Source organism: Myroides guanonis, from assembly GCF_900114085.1.
In the GTDB taxonomy this organism is placed as follows: domain Bacteria; phylum Bacteroidota; class Bacteroidia; order Flavobacteriales; family Flavobacteriaceae; genus Flavobacterium; species Flavobacterium guanonis.
The window spans coordinates 173,409-189,651 of record NZ_FORU01000005.1; the positions used below are offsets into that span (position 1 = coordinate 173,409).

Here is a 16,243-nt window from a genome sequence, read left to right on the forward strand (position 1 = left end):
TATATTTATGATGACAGTTCAAGAGGAATATATTAAAAAAGGTAAGGCTTATAAAATCATGTTGCTTTTCGCTATGGGAAGTATGGTGATGATTTTTGCTGGATTAACGAGTGCGTATGTAGTTAGTAAATCTAGACCTGACTGGTTGACTGATTTTCAATTACCTATCGCATTTTTGCTTAGTACAATTGTTATTGTGTTAAGTAGTGGTACTTTTTACATGGCTAAGAAATCTGTGAAGGAAGGGGCTAATAAAGCGGCTATGACTTATTTGTGTTTGACGACATTAATGGGATTGGCTTTTGTGGTTCTTCAATTTATTGGATTTGGTCAAGTGGTTGACAATGGGTATTTTTTCACCGGAAGTGAAAGTACTGTTACGACCTCATTTTTATATGTGATTGTAATTGTACATGTTATTCACTTGATAGGTGGGATGATTTCATTGTTGTATGTGATTTATAATCATTCTAAACAGAGATATAATTCTGCTCAATATATTGGTATAGAATTGAGTGAGTGGTTTTGGCACTTTTTAGGAATTTTATGGATTTATTTATTTTTGTTTTTTACTTTCTATAAATAGAAAAAAAGGCTAAATTTGAGAACTTTTTAACAAACAACTTTATAATGGGAGCGACAGTTACTACAACAGCTACTAATCAGACTACATGGGGCGGTGGAAATGAGCCTTTAGGAGCAAGCTATGGAAAATTGATGATGTGGTATTTCATATTATCAGATTCATTAACTTTTTGTGGATTTTTAGTTGGGTATGGTTTTTCGAGATACAAATTCATGGAATCTTGGCCAATTGCCGACGAAGTGTTTAATCACTTTCCTTTTTTACATGGTGTAGATGCACCAATGTATTATGTAGCATTAATGACGTTTATTTTGATTTTTTCATCGGTTACGATGGTTCTAGCAGTTGATGCTGGACATCAGATGAAAAGAAATAAAGTAGCGTTTTATATGTTTTTAACCATCATCGGTGGTCTTGTGTTCTTAGGTTCACAAGCATGGGAGTGGAAAAACTTTATTAAGGGATCTTACGGAGCAGTTGAGACTCGTGGAGGTGCAATCTTGCAATTCGTAGGTGAAGATGGTAAGCAAATCGCTTTGGCTGATTTTGCAGTAGAACTTCAAGAAGACAGGGTTTTGCATTCAAGAGATAATGGTGTATGGTTCTCTGGAGAATCTTCTATACCTACTTACTCTTTAGAAGAGGTTAAAGCAGGTTTTGAAGCAAATCCTAACGTTAGAATTCGTACTCAATTTATTGATGAAACAAAACATAAGATTATTTTATCAAGAGAAGAATCTGCTGAATATTTGAAAGAAGCAGTTTATGTGGTAGAAGGGGCTAACTTAGTTCGTAATGAATATGGTCATAAGTTATTTGGTGATTTCTTTTTCTTTATTACTGGATTCCACGGGTTCCACGTATTTACTGGAATCTTGATTAATACTATAGTTTTTTTCAACGTTTTATTGGGGACTTACGATAGAAGAGGTTCTTATGAAATGGTTGAGAAAGGTGGTCTTTATTGGCACTTTGTGGATTTAGTTTGGGTGTTCGTATTTACATTCTTCTATTTAGTTTAATTGTTATTTAAAAAATATATTTAAGATGGCAGCAACAGGCGTTGAACATAAATCAAATAAAAAGAGAATTTGGACTGTATTTGTAATAATGTCTTTAATTACAATCGTAGAGGTTATATTAGGGATTTACAAGCCTGATTCTTTGCATATGACTGACATATTGCATTTAAGTTTATTGAATTGGATTTTTATTATATTGACTATCGTTAAGGCTTATTATATTATGTGGGCGTTCATGCACTTAGAAGGTGAATCAGCAGGCTTGAGATGGTCTGTGGTTGGAACTTTAAGCTTCTTGTGTGTGTATATGATTGCATTGATACTTATCGAAGGAAATTACATTTTTGATGTATTCAATAATGATTTCTATAAGTGGATATTTTAATAACATATTAGGTATTTAAAAGGCGATTTATCAATCGCCTTTTTTTATTTTTGTGACTCTCATATTTTAATCATGAAAAAATATATTATTCTGACAGTGTTATTCATAATGCCTATTTCTGCATATTTATTCTTTGCAACTGGGGTGAATAATTTTTCTCGTCTTCCTGTTATTACTGAAAAGGTAAATGAATTGCCTCTTGGTGAATCTAGCTTAGGGGTTCAGCCTAAATTGAAAGATAAAATTACTGTTGTTGGTTTTCTAGGTACAGATTTGTTCAAGAATCGTGGGGATGCTTTTAATTTAAATCAGAAAATATACAATCGATATAAAGAGTTTGATGATTTTCAAATGGTTTTTATTGTGCCAAAAGGTGCGGAAGAACAGGCTGAATTGGTTCGTAAGGAGCTAGAGCCTATTTCTGATTTATTTAATTGGAATTATTTGTTTCTCGATACTGAGGATATTCAAGGTTTTTATGATTCTCTTGGATTAGTCGGTAAATTGGATGAGAATTTTGCTACTCCTAATGTGTATATTATTGATAAGGAGCTAAAGCTTAGAGGACGCAAGGGATTGAATAAAAATGGAAGGGATGAGTATATGGAGGGGTATAATACAATTTCTGCGGCTGACTTGCACAATGAAATGATGGATGATATGAAAGTTGTTTTGGCTGAGTATCGTCTTGCTTTAAAAAAGTATAATCGTATTAATGCTACTAATTAATTTATCATGAAAAATAAATCGTATGTCTGGATTTCATTTATAATCTTAATTTTTGGTATTTGGGCTGTGCCTAAAATAATCAAGAAATTTGAAAAATCTGATCTTGTTTTAATTGGACCTGCGCCGCAATTTGAATTGTTGAATCAAGATAATAAGGTGATTTCTAATAAGAATTATGAGGGTAAGGTTTATGTGTTGGAATTCTTTTTTGCTAATTGTCCAACTATCTGTCCTATTATGAATCAAAATATGTTGGTTTTGCAGAAAGAGTTTTACGGTAATTTAAAATTTGGTGTAGCCTCTATTACTATTGATCCAACAAATGATACTCCTGAGGTTTTGAAAGAACATATGGACGAGCTAGGGGTTAAATTACCATTTTGGAATATGTTGACAGGTGATTCTAAATATATTTTTGATTTGTCTAAGAAGTTTAATTTATATGCTGGACAAAATGAGGATTCTCCTGGAGGGTTTGAACATTCTGGATTATTTGCTTTAATAGACAAAGAAGGGAATATTCGTTGTAGAAAGGATGAATTTGGCAACCCAATTTTGTATTATGATGGGACTAGTGATGAGGGAGTACAAATGATTAAAGAAGATATTCAATTATTATTAAACGATTAAAATGGAAAATACTTTAGAAAGAAAATATAAACGTTTAATTACTGTTTTATCAGTACTTATTCCGATTGTGGTTGCTATTTTGTTTGGTGTAAAAATACCAAATGTTGAACCTTTGTCTTTTCTTCCTCCGATTTATGCTTCTATAAATGGATTAACTGCAATTTTATTGATTTCTGCTGTTATTGCTATTAAGAATGGGAAGAGAAAATTACATGAGAATCTTATAAAGGTTTGTATGTTGTGTTCTATATTGTTCTTAGGAATGTATGTGGCATATCATATGACTTCTGATTCTACTTCTTATGGTGGTGAGGGATGGATGCGTACTGTTTATTTTGTTATTCTGATAACACATATTGTTTTGTCAATTATTATTATTCCAATTGTTCTTGTGACTTATGCTAGGGCTGCTTTGGGTAATTTTGAATTGCATAAAAAGATAGCTCGCTATGCTTTTCCTTTGTGGTTGTATGTTGCGGTGACTGGTGTAATCGTTTATCTTATGATTTCACCTTATTATGTTCATTAAAATTAGATAGGATGTTTAAATTTTATAAAGTATTCTTAAGTATAGTTTTTTTTCTTTTTATATCTGTAGATAGCTTTGCTCAGTGCGCTATGTGTAGAGCTGTATTGGAAACTGAAGAGGGAGGTATTAAAGCTGGAGCTGTGAATGATGGGATTGTTTATCTTATGATAATTCCTTATTTACTTGTTGGTGTCATTGGATATATGGTGTATAGAATTTTTAAGAATAAGAAGGAAAAAAGCGTATAATTACCAAACCGTCTTACTAGACGGTTTTTTTATTTGTTACAATCTGTAACAGTTTTGTTTTAAGGACGACTTATAGTTATTAAATCTTGAGATATGAAAGGTAACATAGTGAGGAAATGTGTTTTGTCTTTAGGTCTGTTTTGCTCTTTTTTGTCCTGGTCTCAGACTAAATTATGGACATTAAATGATTGCGTTTCTTATGCTTTAGAAAACAATTTGAGTATTCAGCAAAGTTTGTTAGAGGAGGAACGAGCAAATATTAATCTAAATATGGCTAAGGGAAACTTTATGCCTTCTGTTAGTGCAAATGCTAATCATTCGTGGACTGTTGGATTGAATCAGAATATAACTACTGGTCTGTTACAAAATCAAACTACACAGTTTACTGCTGCTGGTGTTGATGTTGGGGTTGATTTATTTAAGGGACTTCAAAATCAGAAACAATTAGCTAAGTCACGATTACAGAGTGCAGCTACTCTTTATCAGTCTCAAAAGATGAAAGAGGATGTGGCATTGAATGTTGTTAATTCTTATCTTCAAGTTATTTTTAATAAAGAATTAGTTAAGGTAAATAAATCGCAGTTAGATTATCAAAAGGGTCAAGAAAGTCGTGTTGCTAATTTAGTGAATGCAGGTGTTGTTCCTTCTGGAGATTTGATTGATGTTAGAGCTTCAGTTGCACAAGCAAATCAACAATTAATTCTTGCTTCTAATGCGGTAACGATGTCAAAATTGGCTTTAGCTCAACTTTTGCAATTAAAAGATTACGAGAATTTCGATGTTATTGATGTGGATTATGAAGTTGGATTAAGCGAGGTTTTGTCAAACAGTGCTAAAGAGGTGGTTGAGCGAGCAAAAGAGACACAAATCGATTTAAAACTGGCTGAAACACAGGTTGAAATATCTGAACGTGATTTAGAAATATCTAAATCTGCCTATTATCCGCAAATAAGAGCTTTTTATAGTTTAGCGACCCGTGCTGCTTATATGGATCAAATTACGGGATATGAATTAAATACTGCGAATCCAACTCAGGTTATTGGGGTTGTAGAAGGGACTAATCAGAATGTATTACAACCCAATATGAGTCCGATTATTTCTGGACCGAATTCGCTTTTTAATCAGTTTGATGATAATATTGGTCACAGTTTTGGAGTTGGTATTTCGATTCCTATTTTTAATGGGTTTAGTGTTCGAAACTCTGTCAAATTGAGTAAGCTTAATCTTGAGAATTCGAAGAAGGAAAAAGAGGTGTCTGTTTTGAAACTTGAGCAAACAGTTTATGCTGCATATTCTGATACTCAGAATGCCTTGGAATCTTTTGAAGCTTCTAAAGTTACTTATGAAGCAAGAAACTTAGCATTGGAATATGCTAAAGAACGCTATGAAGTTGGTTTGATGAATGTTTTTGATTTTAATCAGGCTCAAAATTTACTTGTAGTAGCTGAGTCTGATATGTTGAAGGCAAAATATGATTATATATTTAAAACGAAAATCCTTGAATATTACTTTGGTGTTCCACTTTTTGAAAATGAAGCTTTATGAAAACAAGAAATAAATGGTTGATTTTAATTGTTGCAGTTATCGTGATTGGTTTGATAGGTGTAGCTGTTGTTAGTAAGATAAAAGGCGATGATAAAGTCTTAGAGGTTGAAACTTTGAGTGTGAAACACGAGACTATTGTTCAGACGGTTTCTGCCACTGGTAAAATACAACCTGAGATAGAGGTGAAAATTTCTTCTGAGGTTTCTGGAGAGGTGATTGAGTTGCCAATTAAAGAGGGGCAGGTTGTTGAAAAGGGAGACTTGCTCGTAAGAATAAACCCAGATCTTTATGAGTCTGGTGTTGATAGAATGGTTGCTGCTCTTTCTAATAGTAAAGCTGGGTTGAACCAAGCAGAGGCTCAATTGGAAGAGGCTAAATCTAATTATAATAGAAATAAACAGCTTTTCGAAAAGGGTGTTATTTCTGGATCTGAATGGGATAAGGTCGTTTCTGCCTATAATGTAGCTAAGGCCGTAAAAAGTGCAGCTTTTTTTAACGTTCAAAGTGCTGAAGCTTCCTTGACTGAATCAAAGGATAATTTAAATAGAACAACTATTTATGCTCCGGTTTCTGGCACTATTTCTAGATTAGATGTTGAATTAGGGGAACGTGTTTTGGGTACGATTCAAATGGCAGGTACTGAGCTTTTACGTGTTGCTGATTTAAACAATATGGAAGTTGAAGTAGATGTGAATGAAAATGATATTGTAAAGGTTAGAATAGGTAATGAAGCTAATATTGAAGTAGATGCTTTCTTGAAGAAAAAGTTTAAGGGTGTGGTTACTAGTATCTCAAATTCGGCTAGTTCTGCTTTAACTGCTGATCAGGTTACAAACTTTAAAGTGAAAGTAAGAATATTGAAAGAGTCTTATAAAGATTTAATAGAGGGTAAAGAGTCTCATTATTCTCCTTTTAGACCTGGTATGACAGCGACTGTTGATATTATCACGCAAACGAATAATGATGTATTGGTTGTTCCAATCAGTGCTATTGTTTTGAAAGCTGAAACTGACACACTTTCTAAAACTTTCGAGAAGGATCTTTTGAAAGAGAGTCTTTTTGTAATGAATAATGGTGAAGCAAAGTTAAAGTTTGTTGTTACAGGTATTCAAGATGATAAAAATATTGAAATTATTAGTGGGTTATCTCCAGATGATGTTGTTATAATTGGCCCTTATTCTTTAGTTAATCGAGAATTGAAAGAGGGAGATAAGGTTCAGAATAAATCAAAGTAATATAATATGGCATTAATATTAAGTGTTGAAACTGCTACGAAAAATTGTTCCGTATCATTATCTAAGGATGGGAAATTATTAGATTATAAAGAATTGGCTGAGGCAAACTTTACTCATGCCGAAAAACTGCATTTGTTCATAGAGGATTTGCTGAAAGAGAATGGTTATAACTTGCCTGATTTAAAAGCTATTGCTGTTAGTCAAGGACCTGGTTCTTATACGGGTTTAAGAATAGGTGTTTCATCAGTTAAAGGGCTTTGTTATGCATTGGAGATCCCGATGATTGCTATTGATACTTTGGAGGTTCTTGCAAGACAATTAGTGATTGAGGAAGGATTAATTGTTCCGATGATTGATGCTCGAAGAATGGAGGTTTATTCTGCTGTCTTTTCAAAAGAATATAATATGCTAGAAGGTGTGCAAGCGTTGGTTGTTGAAAATGATTCTTATGAACGTTTTAAAGGGCAAACTCTTCATTTGTTGGGTGATGGGGCTTCAAAGTGTAAAGAATTGCTAGATTCAAGTGATTTTGTTTATCACGAATTGTTTTTATACCCTTCAGCTAAAGAAATGGTAGTTCCAGCGTATAAAAAGTTTCTTGTAAATGAATTTGTAGATGTTGCTTATTTTGAACCGTTTTATTTAAAAGATTTTGTGATGGCGACTAAGAAGAAGTAAGCTTAGTTTGTTGTTAAATGTTGACTTATTTCTTTTCCTTTTAAATATATGAAGGAACTTACTTCTGAATAGTTTCCATTTTCAACCCATGCCAATACAGTGTATGTTACTTTTGTGTCCAATATTTCTTTTATTTGAACTCTCGGTTTTGGTTGTTTTAAGATGGTTTCATTTTCAATTAATTCATTAGTGAGAAGGTTAATGAAATCGGCACTATTTATAGTGCTTGGTGTTTGGATGGAAAGCTCTGTTTTTCTTAATTCATTTTCTGTATAGTTCTTAATTTTTCCATTGGATAATATTCCATTAGGAATATAAATTACCTGATTTTGATAATTGATTATTTTTGTGGAAAAGATATGAATTCCAGATACTTTACCCGCTTCTCCTTGTGCTTCTATAATGTCTCCTATTCTGAAAGGTTTAAATAAAATAATTAAAACACCTCCTGCAAAATTTGAAAGAGATCCTTGTAGTGAAAGACCAATAGCTAAGCTCATAGCTCCTATAATTGCTACAAATGAAGAGGTTTGGATTCCTAGTTTAGAGGCGATAATAATAAAAAGCACAATTCGAAGTCCCCATACTGCTCCATCTAAGAGGAAGCTTGTAAATGTTGGATCAATTTTCTTTTTAGTTAGTATTCTATGCGTCATTCTTTTTAGGAGCCTAATAATCCATAGGCCAATCGCTAATATGACTATTGAAGAAACTATGTTTGGAAGAAAATTGAATAGATTTTCTATAAAGCTTTTTATAAAAGAGTCTAAGTTGTTCATTTTTTAGAGATGGATGTCTAGTAAATCAATTTTTGTTTCTGGCTGAAAGCAGCTCTTGTTTTTGCAAAAATAGTACAATGTTTGGTTTTCTATATACTTGTTTTTGAAGTAAGGAATGTTTGAGGGTTTATTGCTTCCTACTACAAAACTATGGGCTATGAAATTCGATGTTATAGCTTGGATATGTTGTAAAGAGTCTTGTCCTACTATGCCTAATTCAGAATGTTCACTTAAGTATAAACTCATCAAGAGCCAATTGGAGTAATAGGAAGGATAGTCTACTTGTTGTAGCACTGTATCGGTTATTTTTTCACATAAATTTGTGTAGTACTGATTTTCGAAGAGAATTCCCAGCTTGTGTAGGTTGTGAACCATTACAGAGTTTGGAGAGGGTATTACATTATCTTCAATTTCAATAGAAGGTACAAAAACTGTGTCTTTATGCATTGAATAAGTGAAAAAACCTTGTTTTTCATCTAAGAAGTTGTCTAGGGTGTGGTCAGTAATATTCTTAGCTCTTATTAAGAATTTTTCATTCAATGTAATTTCATAAGCTCTAAGAAGCGCATTAATGTACCAAGCATAATCATCTAAATATCCTGATATTTTTGCAGTTCCATTTTTATAGGTATGGAATAATCCTGTTTCTTCTGACCATAGCTTTTCTTCTATAAAGGTTAGGATGGTTAAAGATTTTGCTAGGTGTGACTCAATGTTCAATGCTGTATATGAATCTATGTAAGCGATAGCCATCATTGCATTCCATGCTGTGAGAGATTTGTCGTCAAGTAATGGTTTGATTCTTTTATCTCTATGTTGTTTTAATAATTGCTCCCACTGTTGTTTTTTGACACGTAAATCTTCAATCTCTAGGTGGTTTTTAAGAGCGATTTTTTCAAGTGGTTCTTTTTGAATAAATACGTATTCTCCATTTTCCCAATGACCAAATGTGTTGATATTGAAAATCTCACTAAAGATTTCAAAATCCTCTGATAGTATTGTTTCCAATTCATCTTTTGTCCATACGTAATAGGCTCCTTCTTTTAATTGATGTTGTGGAGTTAGACTGTCAGCGTCTAATGCACAAAAATATCCACCTTCTGAGTTGTTCCATTCGTCTTCAATGAACTGTAATGTTTTTAAAATACATTCTTCATATAGAGAACTCTTAGTTCTCTTATATGCGTCTGCATATAGGCTTACTAACTGGGCATTATCATATAGCATTTTTTCAAAATGAGATATATGCCATTTGAAATCAACTGAATATCTGAAAAAACCACCATGAATTGTATCGAAAATACCACCATACACTAACTTAGTTAATGTTAAATCTACATAGTCTAGAAGAGTTGAGTCGTCAGTAGATACTCCAAGTTTTTGTAGGTAATAAAGATTATTAGGCATCATAAATTTGGGTGCTTTTGAATAACCTCCATGTTCCCAATCAAAACTGCGTTTCCATATATCTATAATTTTATCTAAATCAAATGTAGCTGCTTTCTCCAAGGAGTTGGGAGCTTTACTGATTAGACTTATTCCGTCATGTAATTTCTCAGCAAAATCATATACTTGACCGGGATTGTTTTTGTACAATGAATGAAGTTGATTTAATGATTCAATCCATGTGTTTTTATTAAAGTAAGTTCCTCCCCAAATAGGTTTTCCATCTGGTAAGCAAACAACATTTAAGGGCCAACCTCCTTGCTTTGTCATTAACTGCACTGCTTTCATATAGAATGAATCTATATCCGGTTGTTCTTCTCTATCTACTTTTATCGATGTAAAGTGAGTGTTCATTATCTTGGCTACATCTAGGTCATTGAAACTTTCGTGTTCCATTACATGGCACCAATGACAAGTTGAATATCCTATACTGATAATTAATAGTTTGTTTTCGATCTTCGCTTTTTCTAAAGTAGATTGAGAGAAAGCTTTCCAGTGAATAGGATTGTTCGCGTGTTGAAACAGGTAAGGACTTGATTCTTTATGTAGCTCATTCATCTTTTGTTCGTTTAAAAGGATTATTCAAAGTACTGCAAATTTATTAATACTTAGTTCATGCTTGTTAAGATTATGTTTGGTAACATTGGCTTAACATAAAATTGAATTAGATGATGCATTTTTGCAGTGCAAATTAAATTAAATTAAATGGAGCAAATATTTTTAGTTATGCTCATCGCTTTAGCGATATTAGCAGTAATAGACTTGACAGTTGGGGTTAGTAACGACGCTGTAAACTTTTTGAACTCAGCAATTGGTTCTAAAGCAGTGCCGTTTAAACTAATTATGATTGTAGCTACTTTAGGTATTTTAGTAGGAGCCTTATTCTCTGGAGGGATGATGGAAATTGCGCGAAGTGGTATTTTTGTGCCCAGTATGTTCTCTTTCAACGATGTTATGGTCATATTCCTTGCGGTTATGATAACTGATGTTTTGTTGTTAGATGTTTTCAATACTATGGGACTTCCTACTTCAACTACCGTTTCTATTGTGTTTGAATTGCTTGGGGCAGCTGTGTGTTTAGCAATTTATAAAATTGTTACTGAAGATGGTATATGGGCAACTTTACCTCAATACATCAATACTGAGAAGGCCACAGAAATTGTGGTCAGTATATTGTTGTCAGTGTTACTTTCCTTTACATTAGGAGGACTTGTTCAATATGTTTCACGTCTTTTCTTTACGTTTGATGTCAATAAGAAGCTTAAATATTATGGTGCTGTTTTTGGTGGAATTGCTATTACAGCCATAACATTTTTCATTTTGATTAAAGGTCTTAAAGGTGCGTCTTTTATTAGTTCTGAAATGCGTGGATGGATTAATAATAATCAAATGACTATAGTTGCTGTAAGTTTTGTGTTTTGGACGTTATTGTCTCAAATTCTTATGAGCTTGTTCAGAGTGCATATTCTAAAAGTTATCATTGTTGTTGGAACATTTGCTTTAGCTCTTGCTTTTGCTGGTAATGACTTAGTGAACTTTATTGGAGTTCCAATTGCTGCTTTTCAATCTTATGAGTTTTTCATGGCTTCTGGAATGTCTCCTGATAATTATATGATGCATAAATTAGGTGAGGAGAATGTAGTAGCTCCTTTCTATTTCTTGTTGATAGCAGGTTTGGTAATGGTATATACACTTTGGACTTCTAAAAAGGCAAAGAACGTTATTGAAACAGAGCTTACTTTATCTAGACAAGACACTGGCTCTACAGCAGAAAAATTTACACCTAATTCTCTTTCGAAAATAATTGTTAGAGGGTTTGTTCGTGTTGGACTTGCTTTTAGTTATTTGCTTCCAAATAGTTTGCAGGATAAGCTTGACCGTAGATTTGAGCAATTAGAAAAACCTAAAAAGAAAGATAAGAAGAATGAGGAAGAACCAGCTTTTGATATGGTTCGTGCTTCAGTAAATCTTATGGTTGCTAGTATATTGATTTCTATAGGTACTTCTATGAAATTGCCATTGTCTACTACTTATGTTACTTTCATGGTTGCTATGGGTACTTCTTTTGCTGATAGAGCATGGGATAGAGATACTGCTGTATACCGCGTTGCGGGTGTTTTCAATGTAATTGGAGGATGGTTTGTAACTGCAATTGTTGCATTTGTTGCCGCGTTTGTTACAGCTTACATTTTAAAGTTAGGGGAGGTTTTTGCTTTAGTAGGACTTCTTATTTTGGTTGGTATTTTATTGTATAGAAGTAATAAGGTTCATCAAAGAAAAACAAAAGAAAAGGCTACTAATCTATCTAATTTGAATACTATTGATATAGTAACTATTCAAGAGGTTATTTCTGAAAGTTCTGCCAAAATTGCAAGTGTGATTTCACGTTCAAAAGAAATTTATACAGATGTTATTGATAGCATCGGGTTGCAAGAATTGAGTAAATTAAAATCTAGTAAAAAGAAACTTAAAAAATTAGAGAAGGAAGTTGATGCTCTAAAAGGAGATGTTTATTTCTTTATTAAAAATCTTGATGATACGTCTGTAGAGGCAAGTAAGTTTTATATTCTTACCTTAGGTCATTTACAAGATATTATTAAAGCGATTAGTTTTATTGCTCAAAATGGGTTTACTCATGTTGATAATAATCACAAGAAATTGAAGTTTAATCAAATTAGAGATCTTAAAAATACAGATCAATTATTGCAAGATCTATTTGATAAAATTGAGAAAACATTTTCAACGGAACAGTTCGATCATATTGAAACTTTATTAGAGGATAGAGAAGAATTGAGTTTGTATGTAGATAGATTAATCCAAAAACAAATTGTAAGAATTAGAACTACTGAAACGAGTCCTAAGAATAGTAAATTGTATTTTTCTATTTTATTTGAAACAGATATTTTAATTAAATCAACTATTGGTTTGTTGGAGTTGTTTAAAGATTTGGAAGTTGGAGGAAGAAGAAAATAATAGATGTTAATCTAAAATTTAATTACGGGGAGTAGCTTTTAGAGCTAACTCCCCGTAATTTTTTAGTTTAAGTTAACGATATTAATATTAGAGTGAAGATCAATTGAAGTTATTAGGTGTTTGTTTAGATTGAAATTTTGATATTGGTTATAAAAAAAGGATACTAACATAGTATCCTTTTTTTATAAATATTGTTTTTTTATCATCAATTCGATTTAGCCGTTATATGCTTCTACAATAATACTTTCATCGTTAAGCATTTGTTTAAGCATGTTTTCGATACCATTTTTTAATGTAAAAGTTGATGATGGGCAGCCACTACAAGCACCTTGTAGTATTACATGGGCGGTATTACTTGCTTTGTCATAAGATTTGAAAACTATATTTCCACCGTCTGCTGCAACTGCGGGTTTAACATATTCTTCTAAAATGTTGATTATTTTCTGAGAGGTTTCGTCTAATGAGTCAAATTTTTTGTCTGCTTCTTCTTGGATTTTTGAAACATCTTTGATTAAATCGTCATTCACAGCTAGATTTCCGTTTTCAAGGAATTCTTTGATGAATGTGCGAGTTTCAAGTGTTATATCATTCCATTCGAATGAATCATATTTTGTTACTGATACATAGTTTTCATCTATAAAAATCTCTTTTACAAAAGGGAATTTAAAAAGTTCTTTAGCGAGAGGTGAAACTGACGCCTCATCGATATTTTTGATTTCCACAGATTTTTTTGTCAGCGCTTTATTAGCAACAAATTTTATTACTGCAGGGTTTGGAGTAGTCTCTCCGTAAATAGTTATAGGTTGTTTTTTAGTCTTTTTATCTGTTTCAATAAGAATTTGTTTGCCTTGATCTAAGAAATCTTGAATCTGTTGTGCTACCTGATCTTGGACATCTACCCATTCAACTATTGAAAATCTTTCGATAGCAATAAAATCATTGGAAATATAAACAGTTTTAACAAATGGAAGGAAAAAAAGTTCTTTTGCTAATGGTGAATTAGTCGTTTCATCTATATTTTTGAATTCGAAATTCTCACCCTTTGTAATGAAATCAGACAATACAAACTTAATGATAGCAGGGTTTTGTGTTTCGGATATTTTTATTTGGTACATTTTTTTTGTTTTTTTTCAAATTTAACGAAGATATATGTAGCGAATAACTATATTTGGAAATTAAACCGAAAATTAACATTTAATTAGATACGTGTTAACAGGTGTGTGAGTTTAGGTTGTGAAAAAGGGTGTAAAACCTAAATGAAATGTTATAAGGGGTAAATGAATCATTTTAGTTAGTTAAAAAACAAGAGAGAAGAAAAGTAATAGTTCTTTTTTTTAACTTGAATATTCTGATTGTAGATAACATTTTTTTTATAGTAGTTGTTAGAATGAGAGAAATAAATATAAATAATTCAATGATAAAGAATATGAAGAGAGTGTCTCTTTTGCTCTTATTGGTGCTTTTTTCTTATACGTCGAGCTTTGCTAGAGAAAGTGAGATGAGTAGGGGATTAGTGGAGTTAGAGTCTAGTTTTATGGGGGTGCCTTTTTTTGGTAACCTAGGATCATCTAGTAAAAATGAAGTGTTGTTTTTTGCAGCACCTGATAATGATGATTGTAGTTCAGCTACTGAACTGACAATTAATTCAACATTGACTTGTGCTACTATGACACAAGCTACTTTTGTCGGTGCAACTTTAAGTTCTCAAGTAAAGCCTACTTGTGCTGGAGCCATGACAAAAGATGTTTGGTTTGAGTTTACAGCTACTGCTACTTCTCATCGTATTTCGATAGAGGATTTCGGCGTGATTGCTTTTACTGCTTATGTAGCTGTATATGATAAAACATGTGGAGCGATGACTTCTGCTACGAAAGAATGTTTTACACTAAGTAATTTTGGTAAGGAAAGAGTTCTTAATAGTTTAGTTATAGGTCGAAAATACTATGTTCGCATTGGAGTTGGGGGTACTACAGAATTTGCATTTAAAATGTGTTTGGCTACTATTCCTCCTCCTATTAAAGTTAGTCCTAGTGGTGAAATGTATTCTGTTGAAGGATTGATTAAGGATGTATTGGTAACAGCTGGTTGTGATTTGGTGTCTAATATTAAATATCAAGTTGGTGATGGAAGTGCGAAAACAAAGTCAGTAAATACGTTTGGATATTTTAATAGGAATGGTTCTGATTTTCCATTTGAAGAAGGGGTTGTTCTTTCTACTAGTGAGGTGCAATTCGTCCCTGGTCCATTTACAACAGGATCTAAGGGGATAAATACGTATAGATGGGTTGGTGACAAGGATTTGGTTGATGCGATTAATGATACTGGAGGAATGCCTACGACACCTTTAGTGGCTACTGATATGCGTGTTACTCAAGTTTCATTTGATTTTACACCCATTAAAGATTCTTTGAATTTCGAATATTTATTTGCTTCTAATAGTTATAATTCAAGTTGTACATATCATTGTAATAATGGAGCTTTATTTGCAGCTTGGTTAATTGATACGACTACTGGGATTGGAGAGAATTTAGCCAAGATACCCGGGACTACAACTCCAATTGCTTTAAACACAATTTGGGATAGTAGTAAGATTTTGGGAACAAATTGTACTCAAAATGCTCAGTATTTTTGGAATGCTTACGAAGGTGGAAATATGCCGCCAATATCAGCTCCTATTAATTTTGCTGGGTCTACTGTAGGGATGAGCTCTGCGAGTGTTACTGTTATTCCTGGACGTAAGTATCATATTAAGTTGGCAGTTATGGATTTTTGTACTAATGATAGTCATTCTTCGGCTGTTTTCTTCAATGCTCGAAGTTTTGATATTGGTACACCAAGTTTAGGAGACGACATGGTTATCGAAGGAGGAAGTGCTTTGTGTCCGGGAGAAACGATGGTATTGAAAGCGGATTTGAATCCGAATGACTATGTTATTCAATGGACCAAAGACGGAATGGATTTAGTTGGAGAGAACGGACCTACCTTAACCGTTAATTCTAAAGGATCATATGGAGTGAAATTAGATTACAAGAACGTTGCTTGTTACCTAGAAGTTGATCCTATCCAAGTTGAATACTTCGACGAGATCATCATCGAAAAACCACCTTTAAATCTGGTTCAGTGTAAGTCACCAACAGCAACGACTCTATTCAATTTAGAGTCTAGTATGAAGGGGGTAACACATTATCCAGTAACGGCTATGTTCTATGAGAGCAAGTCCGATGCAGAGAACGATACGGGTCAGATTCCGAGTTACTATAATTTTGACAACACCTTTAGTTCAAAGACTATATGGGTTCGCATCCAAAGTGCGATTAGTCCTTGTTTTAAAGTATATAGTTTTACCATCAAGACCGAGACATGTGTCATAGGTTTGGTTCCGTTAAACGATATGCATATTTGTAATACACCGGGTTCTACCTTTGATTTAAGCCAATATGATTCCATAGTTTATCACG

The 16,243-nt window shown here is 33.0% G+C and carries 15 protein-coding genes; 12 read left to right on the forward strand and 3 right to left on the reverse strand.

Going from position 1 to position 16,243, the window contains the following annotated elements; genetic code table 11:
• Positions 1-7 precede the first annotated feature (7 nt).
• The 10 genes from BM024_RS06405 to tsaB all read left to right on the forward strand — a co-directional run bounded on the left by BM024_RS06405 (position 8) and on the right by tsaB (position 7,587).
• A complete protein-coding gene (locus BM024_RS06405) occupies positions 8-586 on the forward strand; it encodes a cytochrome c oxidase subunit 3 (RefSeq protein WP_090678633.1) in 579 nt (192 codons plus the stop codon).
• A gap of 44 nt (positions 587-630) precedes the next feature.
• Positions 631-1,608: a cytochrome c oxidase subunit 3 gene (locus BM024_RS06410; RefSeq protein WP_090678634.1), complete on the forward strand. Its 978-nt coding sequence runs from the start codon at positions 631-633 to the stop codon at positions 1,606-1,608.
• Between the two features lie 25 nt (positions 1,609-1,633).
• Positions 1,634-1,993 carry a cytochrome C oxidase subunit IV family protein gene (locus tag BM024_RS06415; RefSeq protein WP_090678635.1) on the forward strand — a complete coding sequence of 120 codons (360 nt, stop codon included), beginning with the start codon at positions 1,634-1,636 and terminating at the stop codon, positions 1,991-1,993.
• A gap of 72 nt (positions 1,994-2,065) precedes the next feature.
• Complete coding sequence (locus tag BM024_RS06420; RefSeq protein WP_245753865.1) at positions 2,066-2,722, forward strand: hypothetical protein; 657 nt, start codon at positions 2,066-2,068, stop codon at positions 2,720-2,722.
• 6 nt (positions 2,723-2,728) lie between these two features.
• The gene (locus tag BM024_RS06425; protein ID WP_090678636.1) at positions 2,729-3,352 is read left to right on the forward strand and encodes an SCO family protein; all 624 of its coding nucleotides are present in this window, start codon (positions 2,729-2,731) and stop codon (positions 3,350-3,352) included.
• 1 nt (position 3,353) lies between these two features.
• Positions 3,354-3,881 carry a DUF420 domain-containing protein gene (locus tag BM024_RS06430; protein ID WP_090678637.1) on the forward strand — a complete coding sequence of 176 codons (528 nt, stop codon included), beginning with the start codon at positions 3,354-3,356 and terminating at the stop codon, positions 3,879-3,881.
• Positions 3,882-3,892: 11 nt separating this feature from the next.
• Positions 3,893-4,129: a thioredoxin domain-containing protein gene (locus BM024_RS06435; protein ID WP_090678638.1), complete on the forward strand. Its 237-nt coding sequence runs from the start codon at positions 3,893-3,895 to the stop codon at positions 4,127-4,129.
• A gap of 93 nt (positions 4,130-4,222) precedes the next feature.
• The gene (locus tag BM024_RS06440; protein ID WP_090678639.1) at positions 4,223-5,674 is read left to right on the forward strand and encodes a TolC family protein; all 1,452 of its coding nucleotides are present in this window, start codon (positions 4,223-4,225) and stop codon (positions 5,672-5,674) included.
• Positions 5,671-6,909 carry an efflux RND transporter periplasmic adaptor subunit gene (locus BM024_RS06445; protein WP_090678640.1) on the forward strand — a complete coding sequence of 413 codons (1,239 nt, stop codon included), beginning with the start codon at positions 5,671-5,673 and terminating at the stop codon, positions 6,907-6,909. The genes BM024_RS06440 and BM024_RS06445 overlap by 4 nt, the downstream gene beginning before the upstream one ends.
• Positions 6,910-6,915: 6 nt before the next feature.
• Positions 6,916-7,587: a tRNA (adenosine(37)-N6)-threonylcarbamoyltransferase complex dimerization subunit type 1 TsaB gene (tsaB, locus tag BM024_RS06450; RefSeq protein ID WP_090678641.1), complete on the forward strand. Its 672-nt coding sequence runs from the start codon at positions 6,916-6,918 to the stop codon at positions 7,585-7,587.
• Between the two features lie 2 nt (positions 7,588-7,589).
• Here the strand turns inward: tsaB and BM024_RS06455 are convergent, their stop codons facing one another.
• Together BM024_RS06455 and BM024_RS06460 are read right to left on the reverse strand one after the other, a co-directional pair.
• On the reverse strand, positions 7,590-8,366 hold the full coding sequence (locus BM024_RS06455; protein WP_090678642.1) for a mechanosensitive ion channel family protein: 777 nt from the start codon (positions 8,364-8,366) through the stop codon (positions 7,590-7,592).
• A gap of 3 nt (positions 8,367-8,369) precedes the next feature.
• Complete coding sequence (locus BM024_RS06460) at positions 8,370-10,370, reverse strand: thioredoxin domain-containing protein (protein ID WP_090678643.1); 2,001 nt, start codon at positions 10,368-10,370, stop codon at positions 8,370-8,372.
• Between the two features lie 147 nt (positions 10,371-10,517).
• Here BM024_RS06460 and BM024_RS06465 point away from each other — a divergent pair, with 147 nt between their 5' ends.
• Positions 10,518-12,785 carry an inorganic phosphate transporter gene (locus BM024_RS06465; protein ID WP_090678644.1) on the forward strand — a complete coding sequence of 756 codons (2,268 nt, stop codon included), beginning with the start codon at positions 10,518-10,520 and terminating at the stop codon, positions 12,783-12,785.
• 215 nt (positions 12,786-13,000) lie between these two features.
• On the opposite strand, the gene BM024_RS06470 is transcribed toward BM024_RS06465, so the two are convergent.
• Positions 13,001-13,900 carry a NifU family protein gene (locus tag BM024_RS06470; protein ID WP_090678645.1) on the reverse strand — a complete coding sequence of 300 codons (900 nt, stop codon included), beginning with the start codon at positions 13,898-13,900 and terminating at the stop codon, positions 13,001-13,003.
• A 299-nt stretch (positions 13,901-14,199) separates the two neighbouring features.
• Between BM024_RS06470 and BM024_RS06475 the strand changes: the two genes are divergently transcribed.
• On the forward strand, positions 14,200-16,243 hold a 2,044-nt coding region (locus BM024_RS06475; RefSeq protein WP_177190170.1), incomplete at its 3' end, for a choice-of-anchor L domain-containing protein.

What these genes read in the sequence shown, in the direction of transcription:
- BM024_RS06405 (WP_090678633.1), top strand. Translation starts at nt 8, where the DNA reads ATGATGACAGTTCAAGAGGAATATATTAAAAAAGGTAAGGCTTATAAA.
- BM024_RS06410 (WP_090678634.1), top strand. Translation starts at nt 631, where the DNA reads ATGGGAGCGACAGTTACTACAACAGCTACTAATCAGACTACATGGGGC.
- BM024_RS06415 (WP_090678635.1), top strand. Translation starts at nt 1,634, where the DNA reads ATGGCAGCAACAGGCGTTGAACATAAATCAAATAAAAAGAGAATTTGG.
- BM024_RS06420 (WP_245753865.1), top strand. Translation starts at nt 2,066, where the DNA reads ATGAAAAAATATATTATTCTGACAGTGTTATTCATAATGCCTATTTCT.
- BM024_RS06425 (WP_090678636.1), top strand. Translation starts at nt 2,729, where the DNA reads ATGAAAAATAAATCGTATGTCTGGATTTCATTTATAATCTTAATTTTT.
- BM024_RS06430 (WP_090678637.1), top strand. Translation starts at nt 3,354, where the DNA reads ATGGAAAATACTTTAGAAAGAAAATATAAACGTTTAATTACTGTTTTA.
- BM024_RS06435 (WP_090678638.1), top strand. Translation starts at nt 3,893, where the DNA reads ATGTTTAAATTTTATAAAGTATTCTTAAGTATAGTTTTTTTTCTTTTT.
- BM024_RS06440 (WP_090678639.1), top strand. Translation starts at nt 4,223, where the DNA reads ATGAAAGGTAACATAGTGAGGAAATGTGTTTTGTCTTTAGGTCTGTTT.
- BM024_RS06445 (WP_090678640.1), top strand. Translation starts at nt 5,671, where the DNA reads ATGAAAACAAGAAATAAATGGTTGATTTTAATTGTTGCAGTTATCGTG.
- tsaB (WP_090678641.1), top strand. Translation starts at nt 6,916, where the DNA reads ATGGCATTAATATTAAGTGTTGAAACTGCTACGAAAAATTGTTCCGTA.
- BM024_RS06455 (WP_090678642.1), bottom strand. Translation starts at nt 8,366, where the DNA reads ATGAACAACTTAGACTCTTTTATAAAAAGCTTTATAGAAAATCTATTC.
- BM024_RS06460 (WP_090678643.1), bottom strand. Translation starts at nt 10,370, where the DNA reads ATGAATGAGCTACATAAAGAATCAAGTCCTTACCTGTTTCAACACGCG.
- BM024_RS06465 (WP_090678644.1), top strand. Translation starts at nt 10,518, where the DNA reads ATGGAGCAAATATTTTTAGTTATGCTCATCGCTTTAGCGATATTAGCA.
- BM024_RS06470 (WP_090678645.1), bottom strand. Translation starts at nt 13,900, where the DNA reads ATGTACCAAATAAAAATATCCGAAACACAAAACCCTGCTATCATTAAG.